This window comes from Klebsiella sp. WP8-S18-ESBL-06 (assembly GCF_014169755.1).
In the GTDB taxonomy this organism is placed as follows: domain Bacteria; phylum Pseudomonadota; class Gammaproteobacteria; order Enterobacterales; family Enterobacteriaceae; genus Kluyvera; species Kluyvera ascorbata_B.
In genome coordinates, this window is record NZ_AP022256.1 from 1,734,534 (window position 1) to 1,748,019 (window position 13,486).

Below are 13,486 nucleotides of genomic sequence, written 5' to 3' on the forward strand. Positions count from 1 at the left end.
TGAAAAAGGGCCGAGGATTCGGCCCTTTTTTTATACCTGATGGCGGCTGCGACTACCCGTAGGCCCGGTAAATGTGACGCCACCGGGCAATCAGGCGGCGGCAGACTCGGTCTGCTGTGCCTTCAGCCAGGCAATCTCTTCTGCCCAGATATCCGGGTTGATGGTTTCCAGAATCAGCGGGATACCGTCAAAACGGTTGTCCTGCATGATAAAGCGGAACGCATCGTGGCCGATGTTACCTTCACCCAGGCTATGGTGGCGGTCAACGCGGCTACCAAATTCACTTTTGGCATCATTCAGGTGCATACCGCGCAGATAGTTAAAACCGACAGTGCGCTCGAACTCAGCGAATGATTCCGCGCAGGCCTCGGGGGTGCGCAGGTCGTAACCGGCGGCAAATGCGTGGCAGGTGTCGATGCAGACGCCAACGCGGGATTTATCCTCTACGCCATCGATGATGGCGGCCAGATGTTCAAACTTAAAGCCGAGGTTGCTGCCCTGACCGGCGGTGTTCTCAATGACTGCCGTCACGCCTTCGGTCTGCGCCAGCGCGATATTGATAGATTCGGCAATGCGCGCCAGACATTTATCTTCATCAATTTGCAGCAGATGGCTGCCGGGATGGAAGTTCAGCAACGTCAGCCCCAGCTGCTGACAGCGCGTCAGCTCATCAATAAAAGCCTCGCGTGATTTCTCCAGCGCCTCTTCAACCGGGTGGCCAAGGTTAATCAGATAGCTGTCGTGTGGCAAAATTTGCGCCGGGGTGTAGTGGTATTTTTCACAGGCGGCTTTGAAGTCGTCGATAACCTCGGGGGTCAGCGGCGCGGCGCGCCACTGGCGCTGATTTTTGGTGAACAGGGCGAAGGCGGTGGCTTCGATTTCAGCGGCCCGAATTGCGGCGTTTGCCAGGCCGCCAGCGGCGCTGACGTGCGCTCCGATGTATTTCATCATGGGTTCCCTAAAGAGTTCGAGTTGCAGGAAGGTGGCAAGAGACAACGACGCGTCTGCAACTTGAAATATGACGAGAAAAACCCGTCATACTCAAAAGGGATGAGTATAGCGGGTTAAGCGGGGAGCGTCGTGTTCGATTATGCCATCACGCTATGGATAGCGAGGTTAATCGCGCCGCCGCCAACAATCAGCCAGATAAACAGCACCAGCGCCATCAGCAGCGGTTTTGCACCGGCTTTTTTCAGCGCGCTGACGTGGGTGGTGACACCCAGAGCCGCCATCGCCATCGCCAGCATGACGGTGTCGAGCGTAATCAGCATTTGCACCAGGCTTTCCGGCAGCAGGTGGAACGAGTTGAAAATCGCCACCACGATAAACAGAATGGCAAACCACGGAATGGTGATTTTACTTTTCTGCTCGGCGTTCGCCGGGGCCAGCTGTTTAACGCGTGCGGCCATAAACAGCAGGAACGGAGCCAGCATCATGACGCGCAGCATTTTGGCGATAACTGCCGCATTTTCAGCGTCCGGGTTGATAGCATGACCGGCCGCGACCACCTGAGCAACTTCGTGCATGGTGGAGCCAATATAAATGCCGTAGGTTTCCGGGCTAAACCAGTGCGCCAGCAGCGGATACATCGCCGGGTAGAGGAAAATCGCCAGCGTACCAAAAATGACTACCGTCGCGACGGCGACCGTGACTTTGCTGGCCTCGGCTTTGACGACCGGCTCGGTCGCCAGCACCGCGGCGGCACCACAGATACTGCTGCCTGCGCCGATAAGCCAGCTGGTCTGTTTATCCAGGCCAAAGACCTTCTGCCCTAACCAACAGGCGATAAAGAAAGTGCTGGAAAGCGTCAGTACGTCAATGATGATGCCGCTGACGCCGACGTCAGCAATCTGCGAGAACGTCAGGCGAAAGCCGTACAAAATAATCCCCAGACGCAGCAGGTGCTGCTTGGCAAAGAGCACGCCCCCGTCGCAGGACTGCCAGATTTTTGGGTAGACGGTGTTACCTATGACCATCCCAAACAGAATAGCCAGCGTCAGGGCGCTCATCCCCGCACCGGCGATAGCCGGCACGCTGCCTGCCCAGATTGCCGCGCCGGTGATGACGGCGCTGAGCGCAAGCCCAGGGATAAAGTGTGTGATACTACGATGATGGTGTGTCTGTAAGGTGACTTGTGTCATAACCCTCTCCTTTGTCTGGTAAAAAGGTTACGCCCGAGTGGTTTAAAAATAAAATTGATTATATATTTATAATTAATCGTAATAACTGGTAAGGGCGGCTCTGACGGGCCGGGAAACTATGCATATCACGCTACGACAGCTCGAAGTTTTTGCAGAAGTGCTGAAAAGCGGGTCCACCACCCAGGCTTCGCAGATGCTGGCGCTGTCACAATCGGCAGTCAGCGCGGCCTTGACTGACCTGGAAGGTCAGCTCGGGGTTCAGCTTTTCGATCGGGTTGGTAAACGACTGGTGGTGAATGAGCACGGGCGTCTGCTGTATCCGCGTGCGCTGGCGCTGCTGGGGCAGGCGGGCGAAATTGAACAGCTGTTTCGCGAAGATAACGGGGCGATTCGCGTCTATGCCAGCAGTACGATCGGCAATTACATCCTGCCGGGGGTGATTGCCCGCTACCGCAAAGATTTTCCCACGCTGCCGCTGGAGCTGAGCGTCGGTAATAGTCAGGACGTGATCAACGCGGTGGCCGATTTCCGCGTCGATATCGGTTTGATTGAAGGGCCTTGCCATTCGGCGGATATCATCGCCGAGCCGTGGCTGGAAGATGAACTGGTAGTATTTTCAGCGCCGCACAGCGCCTGGCTGCTGGGCGAAATCACGCTCGATAAGCTGGCGATGGCGCCGTGGATCCTGCGTGAGAAGGGTTCCGGTACGCGCGAAATTGTCGACTACCTGCTGCTTTCGCATCTGCCGCAGTTCCAGATGGGGATGGAGCTGGGGAATTCCGAAGCTATCAAGCACGCGGTGCGTCACGACCTGGGCATTAGCTGCCTTTCACGCCGGGTGATTGCCGAGCAGCTGGCGGCAGGTACGCTGGTCGAGGTGCCTGTTCCGCTGCCGACGTTGAGCCGCACGCTGTGGCGTATTCATCATCGGCAGAAGCATCTTTCTAACGCGCTGAAACGTTTTTTGCACTACTGTGAATGTTAAGAAACTGCACGGGGGCCAGTCCGTGCTGTTCGCAGATTCCGGCGGTTCTGGCGTAATACCACGTCCCGACAGGAAACGGCTCCCAGCAGCGAATGTAACGATCCGGGCTGAAATAGCTGATGTGAAGGAGCAGGATGAGCGCATTTGCTGTCAGCAATAACGTAAGCGTAAGCCATGCGATGGGCGTCAAGATTCGTTGGACGAGAGGAATGGGCAGGGTAATCGAAAACAAAAGCTTAAGATTACCCAGTATGGTGAACAGGAGTAGGGCGGGTCCGCAGCAGGCGATGCTAGCTTCGAGCATGCTTTGCGACCAGAAGTCCGGCATAGGAAAGAGCCAAAGTTTCGAAATATAGCCGTACGCCAGGTACAGCGAGTAACCCGTCAGCATCGGCAAGAAAACGACGACCCCGAGATAGACTTGCCAGTTCGGCGTGCCCTCCATCACCGTCGACGCGGTCGGTTTGCGCATCAGTCACTCCGTACCACGGTCGGCGAAGGCGTCAAAACGGTACGGCCAAAATGCTGACACCAATCACTGTTTTTGACGTACATGTAAGTTCGATGGCCGCGGCTACGGCTGTAACAAACACCGAATTGAGGCGTTTTATATTGGGCGATTGTCTGGTAGCGCAGAACACAAACACCGATTGACCACAGCGGCGCCATGCCCAGGCAAAAGAGAACCGCCCATTTAGCGAAGCGTTCACCGGCGCACTCGTCAGGTATGTAGCTGCTGGCGACGAAGATGATAATGATCAATCCAATAAATAACGAACCGGCAAAGACGGATCCCGTATCATCGGTAATATAGTCTGGCCTGAAATACCAATCATCGATCGCCCAGAGGGTCTGGAAAAGCCCGACGCCGACGAAAAACAAGCCTAACATGAGGGTGAAAAGAACATTGAGCGTCGATGCGTGCTTATCTTTACGCAGGCCTTTGCGTTTCATTATCCAATCCTTCTTGTTCGCCACCGCGATTTTGCGTAATACCTCCGCTCTTTGTACGCCAATTTGTGCGAATCGCATTTTTGTCCTTTACTAATAATCCAGAGGAAATCATGAAGGTCTCTTATAACAGCGCATTTCTACCGTGATCTGCCGGCTTCGTCTGCTACAATCGCGCCTCATTTTTTGGATGGATAGCATTTTCACATGGGTTCCGAAACGAAAACCACACAAGCGCCCGCGCTACGCCGCGAACTCAAGGCGCGTCACCTGACGATGATCGCCATTGGCGGATCTATCGGTACAGGCCTGTTTGTTGCGTCCGGCGCAACCATTTCTCAGGCGGGCCCGGGCGGCGCGCTGTTTTCCTATATTCTGATTGGCCTGATGGTGTACTTCCTGATGACCAGTCTGGGCGAGCTGGCGGCGTATATGCCGGTATCCGGCTCCTTCGCGACCTACGGTCAGAACTATGTGGAGGAAGGCTTCGGCTTCGCGCTGGGCTGGAACTACTGGTACAACTGGGCGGTGACCATTGCCGTCGACCTTGTGGCCGCACAGTTGGTCATGAGCTGGTGGTTCCCGGACACGCCGGGCTGGATCTGGAGCGCGATGTTCCTGTGCGTCATCTTCCTGCTGAACTACATCTCGGTGAAAGGCTTCGGTGAAGCGGAATACTGGTTCTCGCTGATTAAAGTTGCCACCGTTATCATCTTCATCATCGTCGGTATCATGATGATCCTCGGCATCTTCAAGGGCGCGCAGCCGGTCGGCTGGAGCAACTGGACAACCGGCGATGCGCCGTTTGCCGGTGGTTTGTCGGCAATGATTGGCGTGGCGATGATCGTCGGTTTCTCCTTCCAGGGAACCGAGCTGATTGGTATCGCGGCGGGTGAATCTGAAGATCCGGAGAAGAACATTCCGCGCGCGGTGCGTCAGGTGTTCTGGCGTATCCTGCTGTTCTACGTGTTTGCGATTCTGATTATCAGCCTGATTATTCCGTACACCGATCCCAGCCTGCTGCGTAACGACGTGAAAGATATTTCCGTCAGCCCGTTCACCCTGGTGTTCGAGCACGCGGGCCTGCTGTCTGCGGCGGCTATTATGAACGCGGTTATTCTGACGGCGGTGCTCTCGGCGGGTAACTCCGGGATGTATGCCTCTACCCGTATGCTGTACACCCTGGCCTGCGATGGCAAAGCGCCGCGTATCTTCGCTAAGCTATCCCGTGGCGGTGTGCCGCGCAACGCGCTGTATGCCACTACCGTGATTGCCGGGCTTTGCTTCCTGACCTCAATGTTTGGTAACCAGACCGTGTACCTGTGGCTGCTGAACACCTCCGGGATGACCGGCTTTATTGCCTGGCTGGGGATTGCGATTAGCCATTATCGCTTCCGTCGCGGTTACGTGATGCAGGGGCACGATATTAATAACCTGCCGTACCGTTCCGGGTTCTTCCCGCTGGGGCCGATCTTTGCCTTCGTGCTGTGCCTGATCATTACCCTGGGTCAGAACTATGAAGCGTTCCTCGCCGACACCATCGACTGGGGCGGCGTGGCGGCAACCTATATCGGTATCCCGCTGTTCCTGGTCATCTGGTTTGGTTATAAGCTGAGCCGCGGGACGCACTTTGTCCGCTACAGCGAAATGCACTTCCCGGAACGCTTTAAGCAGTAACGCGAGTGAGCGACCTGATTGCCAATAAAGCCTCTCTTCGGAGAGGCTTTTTTATGCCTGAATGTTTATTAATTGTTACTTCTTGACATAACTTTAAATAACCTTAATTGATAATCGTTATCATTACCTTTATCATCACAACCCATACAAAAAGATGAAGCCACTTCCTTTTCTCGGTGAGATAAATGCCGAAGGACCAGCCACATCTGCATAAAAAAACAGGCCGCCGGTCAGCGGCATTAAGCAGCATTTGTGAGCAAGACCCTTTGTTTTAATTGAGTATTCACCTCATGGAGAATGGAAATGTTTAGGTTAAACCCCATCGTTCGGGGCGGGCTGTGCGCGTCCGTCATGTCCCTGGCGCTGCCGGTGTGCGCGGCAGAGGATAATGAAATCATGGTCGTGACGGCGGCCGCCACCGAGCAAAGCGTAAAGGATGCCCCCGCCAGTATCAGCGTTATTACCCAGCAGGATTTGCAGCGTAAACCGGTGCAGAACCTGAAAGATGTGCTGAAAGAAGTGCCGGGCGTTCAGCTTACCAATGAGGGGGATAACCGTAAGGGCGTCAGCATTCGTGGGCTGAGCAGCAGCTATACCCTCATCCTGATTGACGGCAAGCGCGTGAATTCACGTAACGCCGTCTTCCGCCATAACGACTTTGACCTGAACTGGATCCCGGTTGACGCCATTGAACGCATTGAAGTGGTGCGCGGGCCGATGTCCTCGCTGTACGGCTCCGACGCCTTGGGCGGGGTGGTCAATATCATCACGAAAAAGATCGGTACGAAGTGGACGGGAACGCTCACTGCCGATACGACAATTCAGGAACATCGCGACCGCGGCGATACCTGGAATGGTCAGTTCTTCACCTCCGGCCCGCTGGTGGACGGCGTACTGGGCGTGAAGGCGTTCGGCAGCCTGTCAAAACGTGAGAAGGACGATCAGCAGGCTTCTCGCTCCAGCACCACCGGCGAAACGCCGCGTATTGAGGGCTACACCAGCCGCGACGGCAACGTCGAATTCGCCTGGACGCCGAATGAAAACAACGATATTACCGCCGGGTATGGTTTTGATCGCCAGGATCGTGAGTCTGACTCGCTCGACCGTAACCGTCTGGAACGTCAGAACTACTCGTTGAGCCACAACGGCCGCTGGGATATCGGCAACAGCGAGCTGAAGTACTACGGCGAGAAAGTCGTTAATAAGAACCCGGGCAACACCAGTGAAATTACCTCAGAAAGCAATGCCATCGACGGCAAATACGTGCTGCCGCTGGGCGTGATTAACCAACTGGTCACCTTCGGCGGCGAATGGCGCTACGATAAGCTGACCGATCCGGTCAATCTGACGGGAAGCACCAGCACGAAAACTTCTGCTAGCCAGTACGCGCTGTTCCTTGAGGATGAATGGCGGATTTTTGAACCGCTGGCGCTGACGACCGGGATCCGTATGGATGACCATGAAACCTATGGCGATCACTGGAGCCCGCGCGCGTATCTGGTGTATAACGCCACCGATACGCTGACGGTAAAAGGGGGCTGGGCGACCGCGTTTAAAGCGCCATCGTTGCTTCAGCTAAGCCCGGACTGGACCTCTAATTCCTGCCGCGGCAGCTGCCGTATTGTCGGCAGCCCGGACCTGAAGCCGGAAACCAGCGAAAGCTTTGAAATCGGTCTTTACTACCAGGGGGATGAAGGCTGGCTGGACGGCGTGCAGGGAAGTGTGACCACTTTCCAGAATGATATTGACGATATGATAAGCGTTAACCGTACAAGTGATAAAAACGCTGCGCCGGGTTATCCGAACTTTGTCGGTTTTAAAAATGGCGTACCGGTGTTTGCGTACTACAACGTGAATAAAGCGCGTATTCGTGGGGTGGAAACCGAGCTGAAAGTGCCGTTTGGCGAGCAGTGGAAAATGACGCTGAACTACACCTACAACGACGGTCGCGATCTGAGCAACGGTGACGATAAACCGCTACAGGAGCTGCCGTTCCACACGGGTAACGGGCGCGTTGACTGGACGCCGCTACAGGACTGGTCGTTCTATCTGGCGGCGAGCTACACCGGCAAGCAGCGTGCGGTAAGCAGTACGTCGAAAACGCCGGGCGGCTATACCACCTGGGATCTCGGCGGAGCATGGCAGGCGACGAAAAACGTGAAGCTGCGTGCGGGCGTGCTTAACCTTGGGGATAAGGATCTGTCGCGTGACGACTACAGCTATAACGAGGACGGACGCCGGTACTTTATGGCGGTAGATTACCGCTTCTAAAGCGTCATCATAGTGGTGCCGGGTGGCGCAGGCGCTTACCCGGCCGACAATGTTACGCAAACGCGTAGGCCCGATGTGCGTAGCGCCATCGGGCTGTTTGATTACCAGTAGCTGCGCCAGTTCTGTACCGCGCGCGTTATCGCTTCCATCAGGAAGTAATCCCCCCAACTACAGCACTCGTTCACCCCAATGCCGCCTTTGAAATAGTACACCGAATGCTTCAGCAAACCCTGACCTGGGGTATGTTCGCGGTTAACGTATTCATCGATCATGCGATTAATCATGCGCAGCGCCAGGGTTTCGTAGCTCTCTTTATCCGGATGCGTGGCCGGCAGATGTTTCACCAGCTCAAGCAGCGCGCAGGCGACAATCGCTGCCGCCGAGCTATCGCGTTCGCTGGCGGGATCGGTGAGCGCCAGATCCCAGTAGCAGATCAGATCCTCCGGCAGGCGATTCAGGTAGTAATTTGCCAGCGTCTGGCTGAGCGCCAGCAGGCGATCGTCGCCGGTGTGCAGATAGTTCAGCAGAAAACCGTACACGCCCCACGCCTGGCCGCGTGCCCAGCATGAATCGTCGGAGAAGCCCTGATGCGTATTGCCAAAGCGCGGCTCGCCGGTTTCGACATCCATATACCAGGTATGGAAGGTAGAACCATCTTCACGCACGATGTAGCGGCGCGCGCGATCGATATGCTGTTTGGCTGCGTTGGCATAGCGCGGATCGCCGCTGGCGCGCGTGGCTTCATACAGCAACGGTAGGTTCATATTGCAGTCGATGATCATGCGCCCCTGTTGTTCAGGATTGTTCAGCTCGCCCCATGCCTGAATGATCCCGGCCTTTTCGTTATAGCGCTCCATCAGCGCATCGGCGGCCAGCAGCGCGATATAACCCGCTTCGCGGTTGCCGGTCACCCGTTGCCCCGCCACGCATGACAGGCTGTAGAGAAAGCCCAGATCGTGGTGGTTAGTATGATCGCGGTTGATGATCCGCTGGCCGAACGAGTGAATATGCTGTTCTGCCAGCGAGCGGTAGCGCGGCTGCCCGGTCCACTCGTAGGCCAGCCACAGCTGCCCGGTCCAGAAGCTGGTGGTCCACTCAATATTGTCGATGATGGGGTAGATCCCTTTTTCACTGGCCGCATCGGGGAAGCGCTGGCCAAAATAGTGCGCGTTGCTGTCAATTGCCGCCAGCAGTGTGGGCATTATCCCGCGAATTTTTTGGCTTAGCGCGTCGCGTTCACCAGGCTGAAGCCGATAGGGGGTAAGCGGTTCTTTATTGATCATTTCAGACGTCATGCGGTCATTTTCCCGTATTAATTAAGTGCTTGATGTTTGATTTCCTGACCTACAGCGCTCTTTTTGTGGCTGTAGCAGGCTGAAAGGGTGAGGGCCGAAACGCCGGTAAAGACCAGGGCGATAATGCCCATAATCAGATAGGTATGCTCAAAGCCGATGGTCTGGTAGGCGTAGCCCGCCGGTGGCGCAACGACGATGGAACCGACGTAAATCATCGCCTGGTAGCCCAGCAGGTACATGGTGGCGTTCACGCGTTTATCGAAATGCTCGGCGATATACTTAAAGACCGACACCAGAATCAGCGCGATTTCAATACCGTACAGCGGTTTCACCAGACAGATAATCAGCGGATCGTTGGTCAGGCCGGAGATAATAAGACGCACGCTGATGACCAGCCCGGTGAGCAGCATTCCCTGTTTAGCGCCAATGCGGTTAATTATCGCCGGCACCAGCATCATGCCGAAGAATTCGGCGGCGGACTGGGCGGTACTCATGTAGCCGAACATCGCGTTGCCTTCTTCTTTGGTGGCAAAGAAGGTGACGAAGTAGCGCGAGAACTGCTGCTCGGCGATGAACATCATCCACGCCACGCCCGCGATATAGAGCGCAAACATCCAGAACTTACGGTTCGCCAGCAGGTGCAGTACATCCGTAATCACAATCTTGTCTTTTGACAGGACGCTGTTCTCTTCCTGGCCGAAGTGGTCCACCTTCAGCGTCAGCAGCACGGCAAACATACACAGCGCCGATACGCTGCTGATGGCGAAGTTGATTTTCGGCGAAATGTTATACAGGAAGCCGGAAAATGACGACGCGGTGGCCCAGCCGAGCGCCGCCCACATGCGGATGCGGCCGAACTCCATATTGTAGAGGCGGCTGAAGCGGTCAACGTAGGACTCTTCTGCCGCGACCCCCGCGTACCAGCCGAGGCTGAAGAACAGCGCGCCGACGATCATCCCGCTAATAAAATGACTTTGCAGCAGCGGCAGGTAGATCCAGATGTAAAAGGGCGCCATCAGCGCAGAGACGATGCAGACAAAATAGAGCAGGTGCTTCTTCATGCCGATTTTGTCCATGATGAAGCCGTATACCGGCTTGATGACCACCGCGAAGACGCCGTTCACCGCAAAAACGGTGCCAATGTCTACGGCGTCCAGCCCGGCCTTGTCGCCGAGCCAGATGGCGTACAGGCCGAAGCTGGCCGCCCAGGTAAAGGTAAAAAGAAAAACAAACAGACTTAGCTTGATGTATGCCGAACGAGTCGACTGAATGGGTGTAGTCATAACGGTCTCCGCCGCGAATCAGAGGTCAGGGTTATTTCAACGTGAGCGTTTTGCCGTTCACGGTTAACTGCGAGGTAGCAAGGTCAAAAGTCAGATCATCGGGCATGGGGCGTACCGCGCCTGGGTCGGCGCTGACGTAGCAGGCCAGCCAGCCGGTGCCCGCTTCCAGCTGTGTGGTCAAGCAGGGAATATCGGCCGGTGCCGCAAACAGCAGGTTGCTGTTGGGTGGGGTCGTTACGGTACTTGCACGGCGATTGCCGCACAGATTGACCAGCCGGCTGTAGTCATGGCGCGTTTCCAGCGTTACCGCATCGCCGTAGCAAAGACGGCTGCGCAGGTGGTGGTGATTGACGGCGAATCCCCCCTCAACGCATTGCAGATTTCGAGGTGTCGTGATGCGGTGAACGCGAATGTGACCGTTTTCCTGCGCCATCAGCCAACTGGTGACGATAACGTCAGGCCATGGTCGCCATTCGCTGCGCACCCAGTCCCCGGTGACTTCCGCGCTGTCGCATGCGCGGCGGCCGCGATAGTAGTCGTCTCCTGCGCTGAACAGCAGCATCGAATCCACCGCGGCGTGGTTGAGCCCGTAGCGGCCGCGCTCCAGAGTGAAGCCGAAGTGGCTGGAATAGGCGAATTTGCTGTACTTCTGCTCGAAGTTCACAAAGTTATTTTTGTCGAACTGACCGGACATGAGCATCCACGCGTGGCGGCCGCCGTCGCTGTGCACCACAATTTGCCCGGCCTCCGGGATAGGGTGGTGCACGTCAAGTGCGGGCATCGGCTCACATTCCGCGCGCCAGAATCGACTCTCCTCCGGCAGCGCCAGAATCAGCATGGCTTTCAGCGCCCAGTAGGGGGAACCGGGGCTGTTATAATCTTCGGCCATAATCAGATTCGGGTAGGCGTAGCCAATCGAAAACAGCCCGTCGGCGCCGATAAACGGCTGCGTCTGCCAGTAATCCAGGTGACGTAGAATGAATCCCTTGACCACGCCGGGCGTAAAAACATCCAGTTCGGTAAAGGCGACGGCGCTCCAGAAGGCGACCTGGACAAACCGATAGGTCAAGCTGCGACCGAAGGGAATGGCCGCACCGTCGGTGGTGAAGTAGTAACGGTAGTCCTGCGCAAAGCGCTGGGCGCGCTGACGATAGCGCAGGCAGCGCTCCGGGTCGACATCCTGCATAAAGTGGCTGTAGATGAGGCCGTAGAAGTGAAACGCGCTGGAAATGTAGTAGTCGCGCGGCTTACCGTGGCCGTCGCAGTACCAGCCGTTGCCGAGCCAGAAGGGTTCGATGGCGTCGAGATGACGGTTGATCACCGCCATATCATAGTCGCGCCCGACGCATTTGAGTCCCAGTTGAATCAATACCGGGAAAAAGTGCCAGTTGTTATCCGGCACGGCGACCTCGGCGCTTTGGCTCAGCCAGCGAACCAGATTGTCCTGTTCTGTGGCAGACAGCGCCTGCCATAGCCCGCTGTCCGGCAGCGCCAGCCCGAGACCGAATGACGCCATCTCGACGCAGCGCTGGTCGTTGTCACCAACATCGCCCCAGTATCCGGGGTGCTGCGGATCGCAGCCGTGACGGACGCCGGTCACTAATTGTGCATACCATGGCGGCGTCGTACCGCCGCTAACCAGCGGAAATGCTCCCCACAGCAGACGAATAACTCCCTCCATACCGGCCACCGTGTCCGGATACTGGGCGGCGGTGTCGCCGGCATGAAGGCGCGTGCAGTCGGCCGACAGATGGGGAACTGCCGCCGCAATCCAACCCTGTAGTAACGCACTGTATTCTTGTTTCGTCCGCATAGTGAAATCCCGTTTCAGTCTGTTGATGGCGGACGAATAATAGGAATTTGCGACGGGCAACAAATGTGATAGTGCTCGTACTTTTGCGTACGTCAGGTAATTTAAAATAATTTTTGGCGTATTTTGCCGTGGAAGTTTTATTCCGATGATGAAAGTTTAAGTTTATTAACATGCGAGGCGGACGCGGTGGCACATTCCCGGCAAACGGAAGACACAACCTGGCTTGAACAGATACATCTCAACGATAAGTCTATTTATTTCAATCGTATGCAGAATATGCCCGCCAACTACTACCATTGGCACCAGTGTGCGGAAATCCTCTGCGTATCGCGCGGGGTGGGGATCGCGCTATTGGAACATCAGCAGTACACGGTGAAACCGGGGCGTTTATTTATTTTCCCGCCCGGTAAACTACATAAGGTGTACGTCGAGCAGGACGAGCGCAACGTCTACCATCGGACGACCCTTCACTTTAACCCGCTGCTGCTGGAGCCGTGGTTGCGCGATTTTCCCCGCCAGCAGATGCTGTTGCGCCAGCTGTGCGGGCGAGGTGAGAAGGCGCGGGTGTTCGATGTCGGCGACCTGCACCCGGTGATTGAAACGCTGCTACAGCGCTTTGAAACGTTGACTCAGGATGCCAGCTGGAGCACCAGCGACAGCGCCTTTCTGATCATGCAGCTGATTAGCCTGTTGCCACAGCAGGAGCAAGCGGCCGGGCATAATACCTTCTCGTCGACAATCATCCGCTGGTTGGAAAACCACTACCACGAGCGCTGTTCGCTGGAGGACATCGCAGCGGTGATGGGGTGCTCACGCGGGCACACTTCCCGGCGTTTTCACGATGAAACCGGCGGAACTATCCAGGCGTATTTAATGATGCGGCGTATTCGCCAGGCCTGCGAGTTATTGCTGCATTCACAGCATTCGGTGCGGGATATTGCCGAACGGGTCGGTTTCACCGAGTACGCGTGGTTTATTACCTGCTTTCGCAAGAATATGGGCAAAACGCCGTTGCAGTACCGCAAGGCGTATCCGTATACGTTGCCGGAAATGGAAGCGATGTGATTGGG

Annotated in this window: 11 protein-coding genes; 4 read left to right on the plus strand and 7 right to left on the minus strand. The window is 56.0% G+C overall.

All coding sequences use genetic code 11. The features are described from left to right. Positions 1-90: 90 nt before the first annotated feature. Positions 91-948, minus strand: coding sequence for a deoxyribonuclease IV (gene nfo / locus H7R76_RS08165; RefSeq protein ID WP_182967920.1), 858 nt, complete (start codon positions 946-948; stop codon positions 91-93). Positions 949-1,088: 140 nt separating this feature from the next. Next, positions 1,089-2,141, minus strand: coding sequence for a YeiH family protein (locus H7R76_RS08170; RefSeq protein ID WP_106924393.1), 1,053 nt, complete (start codon positions 2,139-2,141; stop codon positions 1,089-1,091). A 118-nt stretch (positions 2,142-2,259) separates the two neighbouring features. Here H7R76_RS08170 and yieE point away from each other — a divergent pair, with 118 nt between their 5' ends. Next, positions 2,260-3,126, plus strand: coding sequence for a DNA-binding transcriptional regulator YeiE (yieE, locus tag H7R76_RS08175; RefSeq protein WP_182967474.1), 867 nt, complete (start codon positions 2,260-2,262; stop codon positions 3,124-3,126). Here the strand turns inward: yieE and H7R76_RS08180 are convergent. Together H7R76_RS08180 and H7R76_RS08185 are read right to left on the minus strand one after the other, a co-directional pair. Then, a complete protein-coding gene (locus H7R76_RS08180; protein WP_227673951.1) occupies positions 3,086-3,598 on the minus strand; it encodes a hypothetical protein in 513 nt (170 codons plus the stop codon). The genes yieE and H7R76_RS08180 overlap by 41 nt on opposite strands. After that, on the minus strand, positions 3,598-4,158 hold the full coding sequence (locus H7R76_RS08185) for a hypothetical protein (RefSeq protein WP_182930297.1): 561 nt from the start codon (positions 4,156-4,158) through the stop codon (positions 3,598-3,600). The genes H7R76_RS08180 and H7R76_RS08185 overlap by 1 nt, the downstream gene beginning before the upstream one ends. Positions 4,159-4,284: 126 nt before the next feature. On the opposite strand from H7R76_RS08185, the gene H7R76_RS08190 reads away from it, so the two are divergent. Then, positions 4,285-5,754 carry an amino acid permease gene (locus tag H7R76_RS08190; RefSeq protein ID WP_106924396.1) on the plus strand — a complete coding sequence of 490 codons (1,470 nt, stop codon included), beginning with the start codon at positions 4,285-4,287 and terminating at the stop codon, positions 5,752-5,754. Between the two features lie 303 nt (positions 5,755-6,057). Then, entirely contained in the window at positions 6,058-8,025 is a 1,968-nt protein-coding gene (cirA, locus tag H7R76_RS08195; protein ID WP_106924397.1) for a catecholate siderophore receptor CirA, read from the plus strand. Between the two features lie 101 nt (positions 8,026-8,126). Here the strand turns inward: cirA and H7R76_RS08200 are convergent, their stop codons facing one another. The 3 genes from H7R76_RS08200 to H7R76_RS08210 are packed head-to-tail and all read right to left on the minus strand — an operon-like array spanning position 8,127 to position 12,416. After that, entirely contained in the window at positions 8,127-9,320 is a 1,194-nt protein-coding gene (locus H7R76_RS08200) for a glycoside hydrolase family 88 protein (RefSeq protein WP_197975074.1), read from the minus strand. Between the two features lie 17 nt (positions 9,321-9,337). Then, the gene (locus tag H7R76_RS08205) at positions 9,338-10,603 is read right to left on the minus strand and encodes an oligosaccharide MFS transporter (protein ID WP_106924398.1); all 1,266 of its coding nucleotides are present in this window, start codon (positions 10,601-10,603) and stop codon (positions 9,338-9,340) included. A gap of 31 nt (positions 10,604-10,634) precedes the next feature. Beyond that, positions 10,635-12,416 carry a DUF2264 domain-containing protein gene (locus tag H7R76_RS08210; RefSeq protein ID WP_182967476.1) on the minus strand — a complete coding sequence of 594 codons (1,782 nt, stop codon included), beginning with the start codon at positions 12,414-12,416 and terminating at the stop codon, positions 10,635-10,637. Between the two features lie 186 nt (positions 12,417-12,602). On the opposite strand from H7R76_RS08210, the gene H7R76_RS08215 reads away from it, so the two are divergent. Next, complete coding sequence (locus H7R76_RS08215) at positions 12,603-13,481, plus strand: AraC family transcriptional regulator (protein ID WP_197974893.1); 879 nt, start codon at positions 12,603-12,605, stop codon at positions 13,479-13,481. Positions 13,482-13,486: the final 5 nt, after the last annotated feature.